Origin of the sequence: Maribacter vaceletii, from assembly GCF_003634105.1 — a bacterium.
Lineage (GTDB): Bacteria > Bacteroidota > Bacteroidia > Flavobacteriales > Flavobacteriaceae > Maribacter_B > Maribacter_B vaceletii.
Genome location: NZ_RBIQ01000008.1, coordinates 156,704 through 178,692 on the forward strand (window position 1 = coordinate 156,704; position 21,989 = coordinate 178,692).

Below are 21,989 nucleotides of genomic sequence, written 5' to 3' on the forward strand. Positions count from 1 at the left end.
TAAATACTTAATTAAAATGAAAAAACTAGTATTAAGTACCGCTTTCGCGTTTTTATTTTTATTGGCTTGTAAAATAGACTCTAAAAAAGAAGCCTATTCTTCAAGTATCACAAAAGATGCAAATGGGTTCACTTATGAGTCTTTTAATAATGATCCAACTGGTTTACGATTGTACACTTTAGATAACGGTTTAAAAGTTTATTTAGGAAAAAATACGGAAGAACCAAAAATACAAACCTTAATTGCTGTAAGAGCAGGCTCTAAATATGACCCTGCAGATAATACTGGTTTAGCACATTATTTAGAACACATGGTTTTTAAGGGCACCGACAAAATAGGAACACAAGATTTTGAAAAAGAAAAAGTTTTTTTAAATCAAATTTCGGACCTGTATGAAGCTCATAAAGCTGAAAGCGATACAATAAAGAAAAAAGATATTTATAAAAAAATAGATTCTGTTTCTTTACTTGCTTCTAATATTTCTATTGCTAATGAGTATGACAAAATGGTAAGCTCTTTAGGTGCAGAAGGTACAAATGCTTTTACTTCTAATGAACAAACAGTATATGTTAATAAAATACCTTCTAATGAGGTAGATAAATGGTTACAAGTAGAAAGTGAACGTTTTAAAACATTAGTATTACGTTTATTTCATACCGAATTAGAGGCCGTTTATGAAGAATTTAATAGAGGGCAGGATAGTGATGGAAGGAAACAATATTTTGCAGTTTTAGAAGGCCTGTATCCAAATCATCCTTACGGTACACAATCTACAATAGGGAAGTCAGAGCATTTAAAGAATCCATCAATGAAGGCTATTCATAATTATTTTGATACCTATTATGTACCAAATAATATGGCAGTTATTATGGTTGGCGATTTAGATTTTGAGGTAACTATAAAAAAAATTAATAATTCTTTTGGGGACTATACATCTAAAGAAGTTTCGCACCCTACTTTTCCAGAAGAAATACCTTTAGCAAATCCTATTAAAAAAGAAGTATATGGGCCTACGGCAGAATCTATATATGTTGCTTTTAGAACCAAAGGAAAAGGTGATAAAGAAGAAGTAATGGTTACTTTAATAGATTATATGTTAGCAAATTCTAATGCAGGATTAATAGATTTAAATTTAAATCAAAAACAAATGGTGCAAAGCGCTTCTTCTTTTACCAATTTTAATAATGATTATGGTTTTCATCTGTTATACGGTACTCCAAAACAAGGACAAACTCTAGATCAGGTTAAAAATTTACTATTAGAGCAACTAGAGAAAATTAAAAAAGGAGAATTTGAGGATTGGCTTTTAGATGCAGTTGTAAATGATTTACGACTTTCTAAAATTAAGTCTTTTGAAAACTCCTCATCAACAGCATATGAATATTTAGGAGCTTTTATTGGTTTTCAAGACTGGAATAAGCGTTTAAGTATGCTAGATGAAATGAAAAAAATCACAAAAGAAGAGGTAGTTTTATTTGCAAATGAATTATATGCAGATAATTATGTAGAGGTTCATAAAATTAAAGGAGAAGACAAGAGCATTGTTAAAGTTGAAAACCCTGGAATTACCCCAATAAAGATAAATAGAGATAAAGAGTCTGACTTTATAAAGGGCTTTAATAAACTTACTTCTCCAGATTTAAAACCTCAATTTGTAGATTATAAATCTGCTATTAAAGAAACAAAAACTAAAAATGGATTAAATGTCTCCTATATAGAAAACCCTAATAACGATATTTTTAATATGAGTATTATTTTTGATATGGGTAAAGATAACGACCCAATGGTTTCTTTAGCAGCAGGGTATTTAGACTATTTAGGCACCGATAAATATACTCCTGAAGAGCTAAAACAAGAATTTTACAAAATTGGAATTTCATATTCTGTAACCGCTAAAGATGATAAAACGTATGTAGGTATCTCAGGGTTAAAAGAAAATCTAAATGGAGGTTTAGTTTTATTAGAGCATCTTTGGAATAATGCTGTTCCTGATCAAGAGTCTTATGATAAATATGTAGATAAAATATTAAAAGGAAGACAGGATTCAAAAACTCAAAAAGGAAATATTTTTTGGAACGGACTAATGAATTATAGCAAATATGGTGAAAATTCACGTTTGAGAGATATTTATACTATGACTGAATTAAGGGCTATTACACCTTTAGAATTAGTAGATAAAGTAAAAGCACTTAGAAATTATAAACAACGTATTTTCTACTATGGGAAGGATGTAGATAATGCTATTGCATCTTTGGATAAGAATCATAATGTTAACGTGGCTTCCTTGAAAGACTATCCAGAAAGAAAAAAGTATGAGGAAAAAGAAACGGGAGGTAATGTTTACTTTGTAGATTATGATATGGTACAAAGTGAAATTCTTTTATTAGCAAAAGGAGCAGAGTTTGATGCTGAAAAAATGGCTGTATCTAGATTGTTTAACACGTACTTTGGTAGTGGTTTATCTTCTATAGTTTTTCAAGAAATTAGAGAATCTAAATCATTAGCATATTCTGCTTTTTCTAGTTATAGCAATGCAAGAGAAAAAGGAAATTCAGACTACGTTATGGCGTATGTAGGAACACAAGCAAATAAACTGCCAGAAGCTGTAGATGCTATGATGGAATTAATGACAACAATGCCAGAGGCAGAAGAACAATTTAATCAAGCTAAAGAAGCAACATTAAAAAAGATAGCAGCAGAAAGAATTACAAAATCTAACATTTTTTGGACGTATGAATCTTTAAAGAAAAGAGGATTTGAAAATGATAATAGAGAAGCGCTGTATAATGCTATAAAAAACATGACTTTAAATGATTTAAAAACTTTTTTTAATACAAATATTAAAGGGGAAAATTACAATGTTATGGTAATTGGAAATAAAAAAGACATAGATTTTAAGGCATTAAAAAAGTTAGGAGATATTAAAGAAATGGATATTGATGAAATTTTTAATTTTGAAAAATCGGCTCCAGTAAAGGGCTAATAAAATTAAAAGAAAAGCTCTTTTATAATTTATGAAGAGTATTTTTAATTGGTATATTTGTTTTGCAAACCAAAAAATAACAAATTAAGCTAGTATGAAATTATTAGAAGGAAAAAATGTGATAATCACAGGTGCAAGTAGAGGAATAGGAACGGGAATAGCACAGGTGTTTGCAGAAAATGGTGCAAATGTTGCATTTACATATAGTTCTAGCGAAGCTCCTGCTTTAGCTTTAGAAAAAGAATTATCAGAAAAAGGAATAAAAGCAAAAGCATATAAAAGTAATGCTGGGAGCTTTAGTGATTCTGAGGAGTTAGTTGCTAAAGTTTTAGAAGATTTTGGAGGTATTGATGTGTTAATTAATAACGCAGGTATTACAAAAGATAATTTGTTAATGCGAATGGCAGAGGATGATTTTGATAAAGTAATTGAAATTAACCTTAAATCTGTTTTTAATATGACAAAAGCTGTACAGCGTACTATGCTTAAACAACGCAAAGGATCTATTATTAATATGAGTAGTGTTGTAGGTGTAAAAGGGAATGCTGGTCAGGCAAATTATGCAGCTTCTAAAGCAGGTATGATTGGTTTTACTAAATCTATTGCTTTAGAATTGGGTTCTAGAAATATACGTTGTAATGCTATTGCGCCAGGTTTTATAGAAACCGAAATGACTGCTAAATTAGATGAAAAAGTAGTACAGGGGTGGAGAGATGGTATTCCTTTAAAAAGAGGAGGTTCTACAGAGGATATTGCAAATGCTTGTTTATTTTTTGCATCAGATTTATCTTCTTATGTTACTGGTCAAGTACTTAATGTAGACGGTGGAATGCTAACTTAAAATAACTATTATGATATACGTAACTACAGAAACAGTTGGAGGTAAAGAAATTGAAGCTGCTTTAGGTACAGTTAGAGGAAGTACTGTAAGAGCAAGAAATATTGGAAGAGATATTTTTGCTGGACTTAAAAATATTGTTGGTGGTGAAATATCAGAATACACAAAACTATTAGCAGATGCTAGGGAGCAAGCTATTAAACGCATGTTAGATGATGCACATAGATTAGGTGCCGATGCTGTTGTTAATGTTCGCTTTACTACATCTCAAGTTATGCAAGGAGCAGCAGAAATGCTTGCTTATGGTACTGCAGTAAAATTAAAATAGTTGTATTTATGGAACTTTTTCCTGTCTTTCTAATGCTATTAATTTATGGTAGCTTTTTTGCGATTATAATTTATTTAATATTTAAAAGGATTGAAGACAAGAAGAAAGAAAATTTTGAGAAGAGAGATAACTAATACATGCAAACCAAAACAGTACTATTTATTATTTTAGCTGCAGTTGTAGCATTATTTTTGGTCCTATATCAATATTACTACAAAAGAAAAATAAAAGGAAAGACAATTATTGCTCTTTCCTTTTTACGTTTTGTTTCTATTTTTACTATTTTATTACTTCTAATAAATCCAAAGTTTGTTAAGAACAAGTATGAAATAGTAAAAACTAATTTGGTTCTTTTGGTGGATAATTCATCTTCTTTAAAAAAAGATGAATCTCTTGTTAAAAAACTTTTAGAAAGGTTAACTACTAATAATGCTTTAAAAGATAAGTTTGTTATTCATAAATATGCTTTTGGCAAAGACTTTAGTCCATTAGATACTTTATCTTTTTTAGAGCAAAACACTAATATCTCAAAAGCTTTATTAACTACAGAGGATATTTATGCTAGAACAAATTCTGCTGTAGTACTATTTACAGATGGTAACCAAACTATTGGGCAAGATTACGAGCATTTAAAATTAAAAAATGAGATTCCAATTTTTCCAATTTGTGTAGGAGATACAACTAAATATAGTGATATTAGAATAGAACAAATTAATAGTAATCCGTACTCTTTCTTGAATAATAAATTTCCAGTTGAAGTAATTGTGAATTATGAAGGTGCATCACAAATAAATAAAAAACTAACAATTATTGTTGATGGGAAAAAAGAATATCAAGAACAAATTTCTTTTTCTAAGAATAATAATTCTAAAACTATAACTACAAATTTAAAGGCTTTAAGTGTAGGTGTAAAATCTATAGAGGTTAATGTGGAAACCTTAGAGAAGGAAAAAAATGTAGTTAATAACCGTAAAATTGCATTTATAGAGGTAATAGATGAAACAACAAAAATTGGAATAATTTCCTCAATAATGCATCCAGATATTGGTGCTTTAAAAAAATCTATTGAAATAAATAAGCAAAGAGAAGTTTTTATTTTAAAACCTACTGCAAGTTCTTCAGAATTAGAAAAAATAGATTTATTTATAATTTATCAGCCTAACAGTTCTTTTTCTTCAATTTATAATTACATCAAACAAAAACAAGTAAATAATTTTACTGTAACAGGAGTTAAAACCGACTGGCGTTTTTTAAATGCTATTCAAAAGAATATAAAAATTCAGGATAATTATCCAATACAAGAGGTGGCTCCTATATTAAATCCAAGTTTTTCAAAATTTGATATTTCCGATTTTAATCCCATAGATTATCCACCTTTAGAAACTAATGTAGGCCCTATTACTTTTAATGATAATGCGGAGTCCTTATTAAATATGATTGTAAAAGGAGTACATATAGATAACCCTCTGTGCATAGTTTTAGATAATGATGTAACAAAAGAGGTATTCTGGTTTGGTGAAAATATTTGGAAATGGAGAGTTCAGGAATATAGAAATTCTAAAGAGTTTAAAAATTTTGATGATTTTATAGGGAAACTAATAATTTATTTAACTAGTTCAAAAAATAAGGATAGACTAAATATAGAGTATAAACCACTATACCAAGGGAATAGTAATTCCAAAATAACAACAACCTATTTTGATGAATCTTTCACTTTTGATTCTAATGCCACTATTATATTTACTGTTCAAAATACAAATAAAGAGAAAAAGGTAGAAATTCCAATGCTTTTAAAACAAGACTTTTTTGAAGTAGATTTATCTAATTTGTCCCCCGGAGATTACAACTTCAATGTTGCAGTCAAAGATAAAAACTATTCAAAATCAGGAACTTTTTCTATTAAAAATTTTAATGTAGAACAACAGTTTTTGTCTTCTAATTATAAAAAAATGCAATCTCTAGCAGATGATAGTAATGGAAAACTCTTATTTCCGAGTCAAATTTCAGATTTAGAAAATGCCTTGTTATCAAATAAAGCATTTATACCTGTGCAAAAGCGGACTGAAAATATTGTACCTTTGGTAGACTTTAGAATTCTTTTAGGCTTAATAATAGGAGCTCTTACATTGGAGTGGTTTATAAGAAAGTATAAAGGTTTAATGTAAATATATAATTATGGATAAATTACCTAAAATAGCAGTGCCAGTAGTATTTGTATTGGTTTTATTGGCTATATTAATTTCAAAATCAGCAGTAACTATTGGTTCGGGTGAAGCGGGAGTGTTGTATAAAACTTTTGGTGGTGGTGTTGTTACAGATGAGCCTGCTATGGGAGAAGGTTTTCATATTGTTGCTCCTTGGAATAAAGTATATGTTTATGAGGTAAGACAGCAAGAAGTTTTTGAAAAAATGCAAGTTTTATCTTCTAATGGTCTAGAAATTAAGTTAGATGCTTCTGCTTGGTTTCAACCAAAAATGGAGTTTTTAGGTAAATTGCACCAAGAAAAAGGAGCAGATTATGTACAACGTGTTTTGTTGCCTACCATACGTTCTGCGGCTCGTAGTGTAGTTGGTAGGTATACCCCAGAACAATTATACTCAAGTAAGAGAGATGCTATACAACAAGAAATTTTTGAAGAAACTAAGAAAATTGTAGATGGCCAATACATACAGTTAAATGAAATCTTAGTACGTGATGTAACATTGCCACCAACAATAAAAGAGGCTATTGAGCGCAAATTAAAACAAGAGCAAGAGTCTTTAGAGTATGAGTTTAGGTTAGTAACAGCTAAGAAAGAAGCAGAAAAAGTTACTATTGAAGCACAAGGTAAAGCAGATGCTAACCGTATTTTAAGTGCCTCTTTAACAGATAAAATTTTACAAGATAAAGGTATAGATGCTACTATTAAATTATCAGAATCTCCAAATGCAAAAGTTATTGTAGTTGGTAGCGGTGATTCTGGTTTGCCTTTAATTTTAGGGAATAATTAAAGAACTGTTATTTTTTTTATCAAAACATTAATAGTTGTTAAAAAAATAGGTTTTGCTTTTATGTAATTAAAATATATTTTACATTTACAAAGTAATGAGAAACAAAACTACACATCATCATTTTCATACTGGCTGTCAAGCGAGGTGATACTATATTGTGTAAACTAAATATATATAACCCGTTTGAGAAATCAAACGGGTTTTATTTTTAAACCAATTTGATTTCCAAACAAAATAAAGAAGGAATGACAAAAATTAGAATTGCAATTCAGAAATCTGGACGCTTAAATGAAGACTCTATAGAGATACTAAAAAATTGTGGTATATCTATAGACAATGGTAAAGACCAATTAAAAGCGTCTGCCCGTAATTTTCCTATGGAGGTTTTTTACCTAAGAAACGGAGATATTCCACAATATTTAAAAGATGGCGTTGTAGACATAGCTATTATTGGGGAGAATGTTTTAATAGAAAAAGGCGAAGGTATTGGGTTTGATGTAAGACTAGGGTTTTCTAAATGTAAAGTATCTTTAGCTGTCCCAAAAGAAGTAAAATATTCTTCTATTAATTATTTTGAAGGGAAAAGAATAGCAACTTCTTACCCTAATACGGTAAAAGGGTATTTAAAAGAAAAAGGTATTTCTGCGGACATTCACATAATTAATGGCTCTGTAGAAATTGCGCCAAATATTGGCTTAGCCGATGGTATTTGTGATATAGTTTCTAGCGGTAGTACGTTATTTAAAAACGGATTAAAAGAAGTAGAAGTAATGTTAAAAAGTGAAGCAGTTTTGGCTGTTTCTCCTAAAATATCTGAAGAACGTAAAAAGATACTTACAAAATTACAATTTAGAATTGAGGCGGTATTAACAGCCAGACAATCTAAATATGTTCTTTTAAATGCTCCAAACAATAAATTGGATAAAATAATTTCTTTATTGCCAGGTATGCGAAGCCCTACTGTTTTACCATTAGCAGAAGAAGGCTGGAGCTCTGTGCATACTGTTATTAATAAAAATAAGTTCTGGGAAGTTATAGACGAACTTAAACAGGCAGGAGCAGAAGGAATATTAGTTTGTCCTATAGAAAAAATGGTTCTATAATAATTACTTTATGAATTCTAAATTAGAAATCTTACTAATACCACAAGAAGAACTGCATACAATATTACCTTTGGTTTATGAACTAAATAATGGTAAAACAAGTAATAAAATACTTGAAGAACGCTTAATTGAAATGAAAAAAATGAATTTTCAATGTATAGGTGTTTATGATGTAAATAAATTAATTGGTATATGTGGTTTCTGGATTTTGAATAAGTTTTATATAGGAAAACATATAGAACCAGATAATGTTTATATAGCTAAAGAATATAGAAGTAGAGGTGTAGGCAAATTAATGTTAGATTGGATTTATGAGTATGCAAAAGAAAATAACTGTAATAGCTCTGAGATTAATTGCTATGTAAAAAATACTAGAGGAGTACAATTTTGGGAAGAACAAGGATATACTCCAGAAGGATACCACATGAGAAATGTTTTTGATAGAAATAATGAATAAAATATATAACCCAAATAAAAAAGACTGGAAAACTATTCTTATGCGACCAACACAAACGGTTGCAGATATAGAAGGCACTGTAAATAGTATTTTTAAAGAAGTGCAAGAGGGTGGTGATAGTATTTTGGCAAAATACACTCAAAAATTTGATGGTGTAGAACTTTCTTCGAACATAGTTTCTAATGACGAAATTAATGCTGCGGCCTCTCTTATTTCTGAAGATTTAAAAAAAGCTATTCAACTAGCAAAAAATAATATTGAAGTTTTTCATGCAGCTCAAAAAACTACTAAAGTTGCAGTTGAAACTGCTAACGGAGTTCAATGTTGGCAAGAAAAACGCCCTATTCAAAAAGTTGGTTTATATATTCCAGGAGGAACAGCACCATTATTCTCAACAATTTTAATGCTTGCTGTACCAGCAAATATTGCTGGGTGCGAAGAGATTGTATTATGTACACCTCCAGATAAGGAAGGAAATGTAAATCCTGCTATATTATATACAGCAAACCTTTGCGGAGTTACTAAAGTTTTTAAGGTAGGTGGTATACAAGCAATTGCAGGAATGACATTTGGAACAGAAACAATTCCTCAGGTCTATAAAATATTTGGTCCCGGAAACCAATTTGTAACAGTGGCAAAGCAAATAGCAACTAAATATGGTGTTGCAATAGATATGCCTGCTGGCCCAAGTGAACTTTTAGTAATGGCAGACGATTCTGCAAATGCAGCTTTTGTGGCGTCAGATTTATTAAGCCAGGCAGAACATGGTGTAGATAGTCAAGTAATCTTAGTTTCTACATCAAAAAGTATGATAGATGCTGTAGAAAAAGAAGTTGCGGAACAGCTTAATGTTTTACCTAGAAAAGAAATTGCAAAACAAGCTATTGCAAACAGTAAACTTATTTATCTAGAGAATGCACAAACTGCAATAGATTTAATAAATGAATATGGTCCTGAGCATTATATTTTATGTGTGGATAATGAAGATTTTTTTATATCACAAATAAAAAATGCAGGTTCTGTATTCATTGGGAATTACACACCAGAAAGTGCTGGAGATTACGCGTCTGGAACCAACCATACATTACCAACAAATGGTTATGCAAAACAGTATAGCGGAGTAAATTTAGATAGTTTTATGAAAAGTATGACTTTCCAAAAAATTACGCCAAAAGGAATACAAGAAATAGGTAAAGCTATAGAACTTATGGCAGAAGCAGAAGGCTTGCAAGCGCATAAAAATGCAGTTACATTACGTTTAAAAAGTTTAGAATAATGTTTAGTTTAGATACTATAATTAGAGAAAATATTAAAGGGTTACAGCCATATTCGTCTGCTAGAGATGAATATGTGTCTGATGGTTCTACAATGGTCTTTTTAGATGCTAATGAAAACCCTTATAATAATGGCGTAAATAGATATCCAGACCCGCAACAGAGAAGTCTAAAAACAGTACTAGCAGAACAAAAGGGAATTTCATTAGAAAATATACTTTTGGGAAACGGTAGCGATGAAGTTTTAGATTTATTATTTAGAGCATTTTGCGAACCCAATACCGATGCTATTATTAGTTTACCTCCCACTTATGGTATGTATAAGGTTTTATGCAATATAAATGCTATAGAAAATAAAGAAGTTTTATTAACTAAAGAATTTCAACCAGATGTCGAAGCTATTTTAAAATTAGCTACAAAAAATACTAAAATCCTTTTTATTTGTTCCCCAAATAATCCAACAGGGAATACAATCTCAAAAAATAAGATTTCAAAATTATTAACTAATTTTAAAGGTTTAGTAGTCATAGACGAAGCTTATATCGATTTTTCTGAAGATGAAAGTTGGGTTTCAGAATTAGTTAATTATCCTAATTTAATAATAACGCAAACATTATCTAAAGCCTATGGTATGGCAGGTATACGTTTAGGTATTTGTTTAGCATCTAGAGAAATAATAACGGTATTAAATAAAATTAAACCACCGTATAATGTAAATGAATTAACTCAGAAAAAAGCATTAGAACGTGTTGTGGATAAAACCTCGGTTACTACAGAAGTGCAAAATATTCTAAAAGAAAGAGACTCTTTAATAAATGCGCTGCAAGATATATTTTATGTAAAAGAAATATACCCTACCAATGCAAACTTTGTTCTTGTAAAAGTAGATGATGCTACAAAAAGATACAATCAATTATTAAAAAAAGGTATTGTTGTTCGTAATAGAACTACACAAGCTTTATGTGAAAACACTTTACGTTTTACCATAGGAACAATCCAAGAAAATAATGCTTTAATAATAGCTTTAAAAGAATTAGTATAAAATGAAAAAAGTACTTTTTATAGATCGAGATGGAACACTGGTATTAGAACCCCCTGTAGACTACCAATTAGATAGTTTGGAGAAGTTAGAATATTATCCAAAAGTTTTTCAATATATGGCTAAAATAGCTTCTGAATTGGATTATGAATTGGTTATGGTAACTAACCAAGATGGGTTAGGAACCGATTCTTTTCCTGAGGATACTTTTTGGCCAGCTCAGAATAAAGTTATTTCTGCTTTTGAAAAAGAAGGTGTTGTTTTTTCGGATGTTTGTATAGATAAAACTTTTCCGCATGAAAATGCAGAAACTCGTAAGCCTAGGACAGGTTTATTAACTAAGTATTTTAATAAAGAAGAATATGATTTACAAAACTCTTTTGTTTTAGGAGATCGTATTACCGATATGGAATTGGCTAAAAATTTAGGAGCTAAAGGGATATTTTTATCAGAAGACCCAGAATTAGGTGCAGATGAGATAGAGGCTAATAAGCAAACTATTTTAGATGCTATTGCATTAACATCTACAGACTGGGAAAAGATTTATGAGTTTTTAAAGTTACAAGATAGAGTAGCAGAAATTACACGTAATACCAATGAAACAAAAATTTATATAAAATTAAATTTAGATGGTTCAGGAAAGAATGATATTTCTACTGGATTAGACTTCTTTGATCATATGTTAGACCAAATTGGACGACATGGCGCGATGGATTTAACTGTTAAAGTAGAAGGAGATTTACACGTAGATGAGCACCATACTATAGAAGATACCATGATTGCTTTAGGAGAATTATTCGCAAAAGCATTAGGAAACAAGTTGGGAATAGAACGTTATGGGTTCTGTTTGCCAATGGATGATTGTTTGGCACAAGTTGCGGTAGATTTTGGAGGAAGGCCTTGGTTAGTTTGGGATGCCAATTTTAAACGTGAAAAAATAGGAGACATGCCAACAGAAATGTTTTTACATTTATTCAAATCGTTTTCTGATGGAGCAAAATGTAATTTAAACATTAAGGCTGAAGGAGATAACGAACATCATAAAATAGAAGGTATTTTTAAAGCTTTTGCTAAAGCAATGAAAATGGCTGTAAAAAGAGATGTGAATAAAATGTTTTTACCTAGTACTAAAGGAATGCTTTAGCATTCCAGTACATAGTATTAAGTACAAAGTAAATAGATAACTAAATACTTTGTAATTAATACTTAATACTTTAAATAGAAAATGAAAATAGTAATTATAAATTATGGAGCTGGTAATATTCAGAGTATAAAATTTGCCATTAAACGTTTAGGTTATGAAGCTGTTTTAACTGATGATGTTGCAGAGATAAAAGCGGCAGATAAAGTTATATTTCCTGGAGTAGGAGAGGCGAGCAGTGCAATGACTAAACTTAGAGACAGTGGTTTAGATGCACTTGTGCCAACTTTAAAGCAGCCAGTTTTAGGCATATGCTTAGGGATGCAATTAATGTGTAATGCCTCTGAAGAAGGAAATACTAAAGGATTAGGAATTTTTGATGTAAATGTTGTGAAATTTAATAACGAAGTAAAAGTTCCACAAATTGGCTGGAACGAAATTTCTAATTTAAAATCAGCTTTGTTTTCTAATATAAAGGATAATGCACACATATACCTAGTTCATAGTTTTTATGCTCCCATATGTGAAGAAACAATTGCTACTTCTGGCTATGGAATTAATTATAGTGCTGCTTTACAAAAAGATAATTTTTATGGCACACAATTTCACCCAGAAAAAAGTAGCACTGTTGGAGAACAAATTTTACGCAATTTTTTAGGAATGTGATGATAGAAAGTACCAAGTTATTAGTACAGAGTACTAAGCTTGTTTTAAAATAAAAACATGAATAAGTATCAAGATTTAAAAATATGGCAAAAAGCTATGAATTTGGTTGAACAAATTTATAATTTGATGAAAACACTACCTGAAGAAGAAAAGTTTGGATTAATTTCTCAGATGAAAAGATGTAGTGTCTCCATTCCTTCAAATATAGCCGAAGGTGCAGGAAGAAATTCTAATAAAGAATTCAAAAGATTTTTAAGTATTGCTAACGGTTCAACCTCAGAATTAGAAACTCAATTGCTTCTAATTCAAAGATTAAATTATGCGGATAATTCTCAAGTAATAGATTTACTTGAATTATGTGTTGAAATTAAAAGAATGAATTATTCTCTTCAAAAGAGTTTAAATTAATAAATAATATAGCTTAGCACTTTGTACTTAATACTAATTACTTGAATAAAATGAGGATAATACCAGCAATAGATATTATTGAAGGACAGTGTGTACGCTTATCTAAGGGCGATTATAATACTAAAAAAGTGTATAATGAAGACCCTCTAGAGGTAGCTAAGCAGTTTCAAGATCACGGAATTGAATATTTACATTTGGTAGATTTAGATGGAGCAAAGTCTAAGCACATTGTAAATCATAAAATACTAGAGCAAATTGCTAGTAAAACCAGTTTGAAAATAGATTTTGGAGGAGGTTTAAAAACCGATGATGATTTACGTATTGCTTTTGAAAGTGGAGCTAACCAAATAACAGGAGGTAGTATTGCGGTAAAAGACAGAGATACTTTTACCAAATGGATTTCTAATTTTGGAGCAGAAAAGATTATCCTTGGTGCAGATGCTATGGATGAAAAAGTTGCTGTATCTGGTTGGTTAGAAGAATCAAAAGAAGAATTAGTTCCTTTTATTCAAGGCTACCAAAAAGAAGGAGTAAGCTATGTTATTTGTACCGATATTAGTAAAGATGGTATGTTAGAAGGTCCTTCTTTTGCTTTGTATCAAAAAATAATAGAGCAATCAGAATCTGGGTTAAAACTTATTGCAAGTGGTGGTATTTCTACTTTTAATGAACTACCAAAGCTAGCGGAAATAGGTTGCGAAGGAACCATAATTGGTAAAGCTATTTATGAAAATAGAATTAGCTTAAAACAACTGGAAGATTTTATTTTAAATAAATAAGACTAAAATGCTTACTAAAAGAATTATCCCTTGCTTAGATATTAAAAACGGAAGAACCGTAAAAGGAATCAATTTTGTTGATTTAAGAGATGCAGGAGACCCTGTAGAACTTGCAGAAATTTATGCAGCTTCTGGAGCAGATGAATTGGTGTTTTTAGATATTTCTGCAACTGAAGAGCGCAGAAAAACATTAGCAGAATTAGTCTACCACGTTGCTGAGAAAGTAAATATTCCATTTACAGTAGGTGGCGGAATATCCTCAGTAGAAGATGTAGATATACTTTTACAAAACGGAGCAGACAAAGTTTCTATAAATTCTTCTGCAGTTAAGAATCCACAATTAATAAATGATTTAGTTGCTAAGTTTGGTTCGCAATGTATAGTAGTAGCTATAGATGCTAAAAAGATAAATGACGAGTGGATTGTACATTTAGTAGGAGGTAAGGTTCTTACAGAATTAAATTTGTTTGATTGGGCAAAAGAAGTAGAAGAAAGAGGTGCAGGAGAAATACTTTTTACTTCTATGAATAATGATGGTACTAAAGACGGGTTTGCAAATGAGGCATTAAATAAATTGTCTACAGAATTAAATATTCCTATAATTGCCTCTGGAGGCGCAGGATCTATTCAACATTTTACCGATACCTTTGTTAAAGGTAAGGCAGATGCCGCTTTAGCAGCTAGTGTTTTTCATTTTAAAGAAATTGAAATTATAGATTTAAAGCGCCAATTAAAGAAAGAAGGAATACCAGTAAGATTATAAGATTTTGATTAAAGCAACAGATAAAGATAAAGATTTAGTAGTTAGTATTTTAGTTTCTGCTTTTAAAGATTTAGAAGAGGATAATTCTATTAATTTTATTGTGGAAAATGGGGAGGACAGAATAGATAGAATGAGAGCTTTAATGGGATATTTGTTCGAAAAATCGATGCTTTTTGGCGAGGTATATTTATCTCAGAATAAAAATGCATGTCTTTTACTATCTTTTTCAGAAAAAGAGAAAGTCACTTTAAAAACTATAGGTTTAGATATAAAATTACTTTTTAAGTGTATTGGCTTTAAAAATTTATTTAATGTTCTAAAAAGACAAAAAATAATTAAAGATTTTTATCCCAAAGAAGCACATATAAAACCAGTTATAATGGGAGCTTTAAAAGAAGCTTATGGTAGTGGTTCTGCTGCAAGAATGGTGTTGCGAGTAATGAGTCAATACAAAAAAAATAAAAAGCCTGTGGTTTTAGATACCGTATCAGAATATAATATAAAGCTGTATCAAAAATTTGGGTTTAAAATAATAAGAGAGGAAAAAACATTAGGTTTTCCTATAAGTTTACTACGATTAAATTAATAGAAGTAATGAAAATAGATTTCAATAAAAATAAGGATGGTTTAGTACCAGCAATTATACAAGATGCTACTACTAAAAATGTGCTTATGCTAGGGTATTTAAACCAAGAAGCATATGATAAGACTGTAGAAACTAACAAGGTTACTTTTTTTAGTAGAAGTAAACAACGATTATGGACTAAAGGAGAAGAAAGTGGAAATTTCTTAAATTTAGTTTCTATTAAAAATGATTGTGACAACGATTCTTTATTAATTAAAGTAAACCCAGTAGGGCCAACATGCCATACGGGTACAGATACATGTTGGAAAGAAGAGAATACTTCTAGTTTTGGTTTCTTATCTAAATTAGAAAAAACCATTGAAGAAAGAAGAACTACTTCTGATGGAACTAAATCTTATGTTGCTTCTCTTTTTGAAAAGGGAATTAATAAGTTAGCTCAAAAAGTTGGTGAGGAAGCTGTTGAAGTTGTTATAGAAGCTAAAGATGATAATGATGATTTATTCTTAAATGAAAGCGCAGATTTACTTTTTCACTATTTAATGCTTTTACAAGCCAAAGGTTTTACTTTAAAAGATATTGAAGCAGTTTTAAAAGGAAGAGAAAAGTAGTTTTTTTATATAAATACAAAAAAGAGCCTTTTATCTTAATAGGATTAAAAGGCTCTTTTTTTTTCGGCTATAATGCTTTAGTCTTTATGTATAAGCTTAGAACCACTATTTACTTTTTCATGCGTAATTTCAGCATCTCCTTTATAGTATAGTCTACTATTTGCTTTAGCTTCTACATCTATTGTATTAGATACTGATAAGTAAGCTCTAGAATCTGCTAAGAGGTCTATATTTAAATCTTCTACTTCTAAATCATAATTTCTTAGTTCAGAATCTGCGGTTAATTTAGCTTTTAGTTTGGTTGCAGAACCAAATAAATCTACTTTAGAATCTGCAGATAGTTTTACTTCAATATTCTCAGCTTCCACTTCTCCTTTAAAAGAACCATTGGCAAAAGCTTCAATAAAAACATTATTAGATATTAATTTATCTTCTAACTCAATTTTAGCATCTGTAGAAACTTTATAATTTGTTATATTTTTTGCTGATATATAAACATTTAGTGTTTCCTTACCTTTTATAACTACAAAATTTTTAAGTCTAATTTTTAAATTACTTCCTTCTTGGTCTATACGTATAGCTCTAAAGACATTGCTATTTGCTTCAATCTCTACAGATTCTTCTCCTTCTGTAAAATGTACATAAGCATTAAAATCATTAGAAACTTCAATAGAATTAAACTCTGAAAAAGAGTATTCTCTAGTTTCTATGTCTCCAGATGCCCTTATAAAATTATCTTCGCAAGAGAGAAGAGTTGTTGCGGTAATTAATACAATTATTACTTTAAAAAAAATAGTTTTTGTAAGTAATTGATTTTGATTGATTCTCATGATTGTTAATTTTGATTGATTATTGATGAATATATGTAAGTTAAACAGTTGTCCATTGTAGCGCAACAGGCAACCATTCTTCTGAATAGTTTTTATTAGTTGAACTTGTTTTAAAAAACACTTGGTTGTTTTTTACAAATACAGCTTGTGTTTTTATAGCCTTTCTTTTTCTTTTTTTAAACATTATGGTTTCTTTTTATAACGATTTCTTCCCATATTAAAAACTCCAACTTTTATGCCAATACCAGCCGAAAAACCATTAAAATTTTTAATAGGACTTGTAGCAAGATTAAAGTTGTTTGTGATACGGTATTTAATACCTGCTTCTAATTGTAAATATCTAGAGATATTAAAAAGTGCATTTGCACCTGGTTCTAAAACAAAAATTGCTTTAACGTCTTCATATTCTTTTTCAATAAAATCATTATCAAAATCATCTCCATTATTAGTGTAACCAATAGCCCCTAAGCCAATAAACAGAGGAAAAGACAAACTAACCTTACGTTTACTAAATAGAATAGGTTCTAAATGTGTTCCAACATATCCCCCAGTAAGTTTGTTTTCTATTGTAGAGCTAGTTATAAATTGTTGATCCGATTGAAATCCTGTAATTTCTATTCCAACTTCAAATTTTTGATCTGCTACATATGCTATTTTAAACTGTCCTCCATATAATGCTTCTCCTCCTAATTCTCCATAAATTGCAGACAAACCTAAATAAACACCATTTACTACATTGTTACGATCATTAAACTCTATATAGTCTGTAGTATCTTGTGCTTTACTTAAAAGACTAAATGCTAGTAGAAAAAAAAGTAATAATTTGTTTTTATTTTCCATACAAAAATTTAAAATTATTTTTGGTTATAAAAAAGTTAGTAAAAACTAATTTTTTATTAAGACTATATTTTTTTCTTGTAGCGATTTCTTCCCATATTAAAAACACCTACTTTAACTCCTATCCCAGCTGAAAAGCCATTTATGCGATTTAAAGTTGCAGGCTCTAACTTTGTTTTACTTGAAATTCGATATTTAACTCCTGCTTCTAATTGTAAATATCTAGATACATTAAATAAAAGATTAACACCTGGTTCTACAACAAAGAAACCATCAGATTCTCGTAATTCGTCATCTTCTAAATCATTATTTTCAAAATCAAAATCGGAATCAAAAACACCAAGTCCACCAGCACCAACTAATAAAGGAAAAGATAGATTTACAGTAGATTTACTAAAAAGTATAGGTTCTATATGTAAACCACCGTAGGCACCAATAATATCTTCATTTATGCCTTCTATTTCATTAAAATAGTTTTGCTGGGAATAAAAGAATGTTGCTACAAAACCAACTTCTACTTTTCTATTAGCAACATATGCAACTTTAAAACTTGGTAAATAAGTGCTTTTGTTATCCATTTCGCCATAATGCATAGAGAGCCCTAGATAAACACCATGTACAACATTTTTACGGTCGTTAAACTCTATATAATCTCCATTGTCCTGCGCGTTAGTTATTAGGCAAAATCCTAACAAAACTATGAGCATTATTATATTATGATTTTTCATTATTGGTTGTTTTTTAATTGTTGTATTAAGTAGACTACTTTTTACTAGTTATTGTTACATTAACACTGTTAATTTTTAATTGTCTTTTATTTGAATAAGGCCTTTTTTTCCTATAATAGTAATGCTACCCAATTGTTCTTTTCCGTAGGTGGCATTAATTTTTCTAATTCTATCTCCTTTATCTATAACATCTGAGGTAACATTTTTAAAAGATTTTGGTAATCTTAATAGACCTTCTTCTAATGTTGCATTAAACTTTAAAGAAGTGTCTTCTACATTAATGTTAATTTCTGATGATTCTTGATTTATTTTTATAAAGGGCTTTGTTGTGATAATTTCTTTAATTATTAAATCTGCTATTTTTAAATCAAGATTAGTTTCTTTCTTTAAAGAATTAATGTCTATAGTAGTAAACTTCATAGAACCCTTTATTTTATTTACTACATCAATTTTTATTTCATCTTTATTGGAGTATAATTCTAACGCATTAATAGTTTCTAAATTAAGGGTAGACCCAGAACTATTAACTCGTAAATCTTCGGAGTTTTCTACAATAAATTTTCCATTTTTTACGCGAACATTACCATAGTTAATAGTTTCTGCCTTAATTTTTCCATATTTCATGGTTATGTCTACAAAATTTAAATTTCCATTTAGCCATAAATCTCCATGTTGTATATCTGTTTTGAATTTTCCCGTCCAATCTTCTACAATAATATCTCCAAATTTGTTGGTAATATCTAATTCGGCATTTTTTGGTAAAAATACCTTATAGTTAATTTTTAAGTTACTTTTATCATAATCAAAAGGATTTGCTTTACTCCAATACTTTGCAAAAAAGCCCGTGCTTTTTTCTGCTATTGCAGTTTTAAAAATGATATAATCTTTATTTTCGTTTATAGAAGTACCAATTCTATCTAAAAGATTTTTTGCATTCTCACTTTTTTTATGAGTTACCTCAATTTCCATTTTAATAACTAAGCGTTCTTTATTCCAACCTTGTACAGAAATATCTCCATAGTTATTTTCTAGATAAAGTTTTCCTGAATTAGTCATAGGAAAAGTTTTTTCTATTTTCTTAGAAATTTTATTTTGCGCATGTAGGCTAAAGTTTAAAACAATAGCCATTAATAATAGCAGTAGTTTTTTATAATGTATAACCATAATCCTCATTTATTTTTTTAGAAGAATTTATTTGTTTTAATAAATTCTCTATTAATTCAATTCTTTTCTTATAATTCCCAATAAGCGCTTCTAGTATTCGCTCATTATCAAGGTTTTTCTTCATTTCAATTTTTAATTCATCATACTCATCATCTAAATCTTGCATAAAGGATAAAAATTCTTTTTTGTCTTCTTTAGATAAAGCAGGATGTTCTTGTACTAGTTTTACCTGATGCTCTACTAAATTTTTATAATGAAATTCAATGTCTAACACTTCTTTATTAGCATAACTAGTTTCTATACCTGCATTATTTGGATGTAATAAAATTGGGCCAGCTATAGTTAAGAGTCCTAATATTATTATAATACTAGCTGCTATTTTAAACCCTGTAGACTTCCATAACGGAATAACTTTTTTAGATTCTACAGTATCTAATTCTTTAGATATGGCATCCCACATTTTATTTTTATCTGCTTTTTTATCATTAAAAAAGTCTTTATTCTCTCGTATATGTTTTTCAAAATTATCCATCATAACCCTTTAATAATTTCAATTAATTTCTTTTTTGCTCTATGGTATTGCGATTTAGAAGTGGATGTGCTTATTTCTAAAATTTCTCCAATTTCATTATGATCATACCCTTCAATTAAGTACAGACATATTATTTGTTTATAACCTTGTGGCAATTTTTCTATTCCTAATTTCACTTTTATCAAATCTATTTTTTCTATAGGTTCCGGAGTTTCATCTTTTAAATGATATTCATGATCCTCTATAGGTGTTAAGGCAATACGCTTAACTTTTAAATGATTTATACTTTTATTAATTACTATTCTTTTTAACCATGCTCCAAAAGAACTTTCATACTTAAAACTGTTAATTTTTTTAAAAGCATCAATAAAACTATCTTGTACAACATCCTCAGCATCTTCCTTAATACCAACCATACGCATACTTATAGAATACATAGCATCTACATATAACTCATACAATTTGTATTGTGAGTTTCTATCGCCAAGCTTGCTTTTTTCTACAAGCTCTTTGTGTGTATTTTGGACTATAGTTTCCAATTAAGTAGTTCCGCTTCTTTGGTTGTTTTTTTAATCTTAGTTACATTCTTATTATAAAGACAATTGTAAATGTAAAAGGTTGCATCAAATTAAAATTAAATATTATTATTTGTATAATTTATTTAAAATAGTTGCTAAACAAATAGTTAAGTTTTCTTAAAAGTTATTTTATAATTTGTTTATGTGTTATTTTTATAGAATGGCATTACAAACAAGAAAAGGCTTTCGTTTTTCAAATTATGAGGCTCCAAATCAGACCCCTTTTGAAAAGTTGTTTGATATTTTTCAGGAACTTATAACGCATACCTCTGGTGATTTTGATGAGGCAATAGATTGGTTACGAGAATTAGATAAAGAATACCAACTTACAGACCAAGACTATACTATTGATGATTTTATTGAAGAGTTAAAACAAAAAGGATATATAAAAGAAGAGTTTAAAGATGGGGCAGGAGAACCAAATAAAGATGGTGAAGGTACAGAACACCCTAAAGGAACTGTTTCTATAACAGCGAAAATGGAACGCATTATTAGAAAACGTGCCTTAGATCAAATTTTTGGTAAACTTAAACGTAGTGGTTCTGGAAACCATAAAACTGGAAAATCTGGAAATGGAGATGAACATACAGGAAATTTAAGAGCGTATAAATATGGAGATGGTTTAGATAATATCTCTATGACCGAGAGCATTAAAAATGCACAAGTAAATAGTGGTATAGGTAATTTTACTTTAAATGAAGAAGATTTAGTAGTAGAAGACACCGAACATAAGGCGCAAATGAGTACGGTGCTTATGATAGATATAAGTCATAGTATGATTTTGTATGGAGAAGATAGAATAACACCTGCAAAAAAAGTGGCTATGGCACTTGCAGAACTTATTACTACAAGATACCCAAAAGACACTTTAGATATTCTTGTTTTTGGGAATGATGCTTGGCCAATACCTATTAAAGATTTACCATACTTAAAAGTTGGTCCTTACCATACCAATACAGTTGCTGGTTTACAGTTGGCAATGGACATGCTAAGACGAAAAAGAAATACCAACAAACAAATATTCATGATTACAGATGGTAAACCAAGTTGTTTGCGTATGCCAGATGGCACTTATTATAAAAATAGTGTTGGTCTTGACGAATATATTGTAGAAAAATGTTACAATATGGCTAGTCAAGCTAGAAAGCTACATATTCCTATTACTACTTTTATGATTGCCCAAGACCCTTATTTAATGAAATTTATTAGGCAATTTACAGAAGCAAATAAAGGGAAAGCATTTTTTACAGGTTTAAAAGGTTTGGGAGAAATGATTTTTGAAGATTATGAAACAAATAGAAGAAAAAGATTAAAATAATTGACTTCAACGGTGACCAAATTTCCTAATTATAAGGA

Annotated in this window: 24 protein-coding genes; 17 read left to right on the forward strand and 7 right to left on the reverse strand. The window is 29.7% G+C overall.

Annotated features, from left to right (window positions below; genetic code table 11):
• The first annotated feature begins 16 nt into the window (after nucleotides 1–16).
• The 16 genes from CLV91_RS08175 to hisIE all read left to right on the forward strand — a co-directional run bounded on the left by CLV91_RS08175 (nucleotide 17) and on the right by hisIE (nucleotide 15,964).
• Entirely contained in the window at nucleotides 17–2,983 is a 2,967-nt protein-coding gene (locus CLV91_RS08175) for a M16 family metallopeptidase (RefSeq protein WP_121067840.1), read from the forward strand.
• Nucleotides 2,984–3,077: 94 nt separating this feature from the next.
• Complete coding sequence (fabG, locus tag CLV91_RS08180; RefSeq protein WP_121066222.1) at nucleotides 3,078–3,824, forward strand: 3-oxoacyl-[acyl-carrier-protein] reductase; 747 nt, start codon at nucleotides 3,078–3,080, stop codon at nucleotides 3,822–3,824.
• Nucleotides 3,825–3,834: 10 nt separating this feature from the next.
• A complete protein-coding gene (locus CLV91_RS08185) occupies nucleotides 3,835–4,149 on the forward strand; it encodes a YbjQ family protein (protein ID WP_121066225.1) in 315 nt (104 codons plus the stop codon).
• Nucleotides 4,150–4,286: 137 nt separating this feature from the next.
• Nucleotides 4,287–6,314, forward strand: a complete 2,028-nt coding sequence (locus CLV91_RS08190; RefSeq protein WP_121066228.1) for a vWA domain-containing protein — start codon at nucleotides 4,287–4,289, stop codon at nucleotides 6,312–6,314.
• 10 nt (nucleotides 6,315–6,324) lie between these two features.
• The gene (locus CLV91_RS08195; RefSeq protein WP_121066231.1) at nucleotides 6,325–7,140 is read left to right on the forward strand and encodes a prohibitin family protein; all 816 of its coding nucleotides are present in this window, start codon (nucleotides 6,325–6,327) and stop codon (nucleotides 7,138–7,140) included.
• A gap of 245 nt (nucleotides 7,141–7,385) precedes the next feature.
• A complete protein-coding gene (gene hisG / locus CLV91_RS08200; RefSeq protein WP_121067842.1) occupies nucleotides 7,386–8,243 on the forward strand; it encodes an ATP phosphoribosyltransferase in 858 nt (285 codons plus the stop codon).
• Nucleotides 8,244–8,253: 10 nt separating this feature from the next.
• Entirely contained in the window at nucleotides 8,254–8,700 is a 447-nt protein-coding gene (locus CLV91_RS08205) for a GNAT family N-acetyltransferase (protein ID WP_121066234.1), read from the forward strand.
• Entirely contained in the window at nucleotides 8,693–9,976 is a 1,284-nt protein-coding gene (hisD, locus tag CLV91_RS08210; RefSeq protein WP_121066237.1) for a histidinol dehydrogenase, read from the forward strand. The genes CLV91_RS08205 and hisD overlap by 8 nt, the downstream gene beginning before the upstream one ends.
• Entirely contained in the window at nucleotides 9,976–11,016 is a 1,041-nt protein-coding gene (gene hisC / locus CLV91_RS08215; protein WP_121066240.1) for a histidinol-phosphate transaminase, read from the forward strand. Before hisD ends, hisC begins: the two co-directional genes overlap by 1 nt.
• A gap of 1 nt (nucleotide 11,017) precedes the next feature.
• Complete coding sequence (gene hisB, locus CLV91_RS08220; protein WP_121066243.1) at nucleotides 11,018–12,157, forward strand: bifunctional histidinol-phosphatase/imidazoleglycerol-phosphate dehydratase HisB; 1,140 nt, start codon at nucleotides 11,018–11,020, stop codon at nucleotides 12,155–12,157.
• A gap of 81 nt (nucleotides 12,158–12,238) precedes the next feature.
• Complete coding sequence (hisH, locus tag CLV91_RS08225) at nucleotides 12,239–12,820, forward strand: imidazole glycerol phosphate synthase subunit HisH (RefSeq protein WP_121066246.1); 582 nt, start codon at nucleotides 12,239–12,241, stop codon at nucleotides 12,818–12,820.
• Between the two features lie 57 nt (nucleotides 12,821–12,877).
• Complete coding sequence (locus tag CLV91_RS08230; RefSeq protein ID WP_121066249.1) at nucleotides 12,878–13,228, forward strand: four helix bundle protein; 351 nt, start codon at nucleotides 12,878–12,880, stop codon at nucleotides 13,226–13,228.
• A gap of 50 nt (nucleotides 13,229–13,278) precedes the next feature.
• Nucleotides 13,279–14,007, forward strand: a complete 729-nt coding sequence (gene hisA, locus CLV91_RS08235; RefSeq protein ID WP_121066252.1) for a 1-(5-phosphoribosyl)-5-[(5-phosphoribosylamino)methylideneamino]imidazole-4-carboxamide isomerase — start codon at nucleotides 13,279–13,281, stop codon at nucleotides 14,005–14,007.
• Between the two features lie 7 nt (nucleotides 14,008–14,014).
• Nucleotides 14,015–14,770: an imidazole glycerol phosphate synthase subunit HisF gene (hisF, locus tag CLV91_RS08240; RefSeq protein WP_121066255.1), complete on the forward strand. Its 756-nt coding sequence runs from the start codon at nucleotides 14,015–14,017 to the stop codon at nucleotides 14,768–14,770.
• 4 nt (nucleotides 14,771–14,774) lie between these two features.
• Nucleotides 14,775–15,356 (forward strand): N-acetyltransferase, encoded by a 582-nt coding sequence (locus CLV91_RS08245; protein ID WP_121066258.1) that lies wholly within the window; start codon nucleotides 14,775–14,777, stop codon nucleotides 15,354–15,356.
• Nucleotides 15,357–15,364: 8 nt separating this feature from the next.
• On the forward strand, nucleotides 15,365–15,964 hold the full coding sequence (hisIE, locus tag CLV91_RS08250; protein ID WP_121066261.1) for a bifunctional phosphoribosyl-AMP cyclohydrolase/phosphoribosyl-ATP diphosphatase HisIE: 600 nt from the start codon (nucleotides 15,365–15,367) through the stop codon (nucleotides 15,962–15,964).
• 77 nt (nucleotides 15,965–16,041) lie between these two features.
• On the opposite strand, the gene CLV91_RS08255 is transcribed toward hisIE, so the two are convergent.
• The 7 genes from CLV91_RS08255 to CLV91_RS08280 form a co-directional block, all read right to left on the reverse strand.
• Nucleotides 16,042–16,794, reverse strand: coding sequence for a head GIN domain-containing protein (locus CLV91_RS08255; RefSeq protein WP_121066263.1), 753 nt, complete (start codon nucleotides 16,792–16,794; stop codon nucleotides 16,042–16,044).
• Between the two features lie 40 nt (nucleotides 16,795–16,834).
• Nucleotides 16,835–16,978 carry a hypothetical protein gene (locus CLV91_RS16840; protein WP_170146722.1) on the reverse strand — a complete coding sequence of 48 codons (144 nt, stop codon included), beginning with the start codon at nucleotides 16,976–16,978 and terminating at the stop codon, nucleotides 16,835–16,837.
• A complete protein-coding gene (locus CLV91_RS08260; protein WP_121066266.1) occupies nucleotides 16,978–17,634 on the reverse strand; it encodes a hypothetical protein in 657 nt (218 codons plus the stop codon). Before CLV91_RS08260 ends, CLV91_RS16840 begins: the two co-directional genes overlap by 1 nt.
• A gap of 62 nt (nucleotides 17,635–17,696) precedes the next feature.
• A complete protein-coding gene (locus CLV91_RS08265; RefSeq protein WP_121066269.1) occupies nucleotides 17,697–18,359 on the reverse strand; it encodes a hypothetical protein in 663 nt (220 codons plus the stop codon).
• A gap of 75 nt (nucleotides 18,360–18,434) precedes the next feature.
• Nucleotides 18,435–19,523, reverse strand: coding sequence for a hypothetical protein (locus CLV91_RS08270; RefSeq protein WP_147406408.1), 1,089 nt, complete (start codon nucleotides 19,521–19,523; stop codon nucleotides 18,435–18,437).
• Complete coding sequence (locus CLV91_RS08275; protein WP_147406409.1) at nucleotides 19,507–20,058, reverse strand: hypothetical protein; 552 nt, start codon at nucleotides 20,056–20,058, stop codon at nucleotides 19,507–19,509. The genes CLV91_RS08270 and CLV91_RS08275 overlap by 17 nt, the downstream gene beginning before the upstream one ends.
• Entirely contained in the window at nucleotides 20,055–20,594 is a 540-nt protein-coding gene (locus CLV91_RS08280) for an RNA polymerase sigma factor (RefSeq protein WP_170146723.1), read from the reverse strand. The genes CLV91_RS08275 and CLV91_RS08280 overlap by 4 nt, the downstream gene beginning before the upstream one ends.
• Before the next feature lie 199 nt (nucleotides 20,595–20,793).
• On the opposite strand from CLV91_RS08280, the gene CLV91_RS08285 reads away from it, so the two are divergent.
• Nucleotides 20,794–21,951: a vWA domain-containing protein gene (locus tag CLV91_RS08285; RefSeq protein WP_121066278.1), complete on the forward strand. Its 1,158-nt coding sequence runs from the start codon at nucleotides 20,794–20,796 to the stop codon at nucleotides 21,949–21,951.
• Nucleotides 21,952–21,989 lie beyond the last annotated feature (38 nt).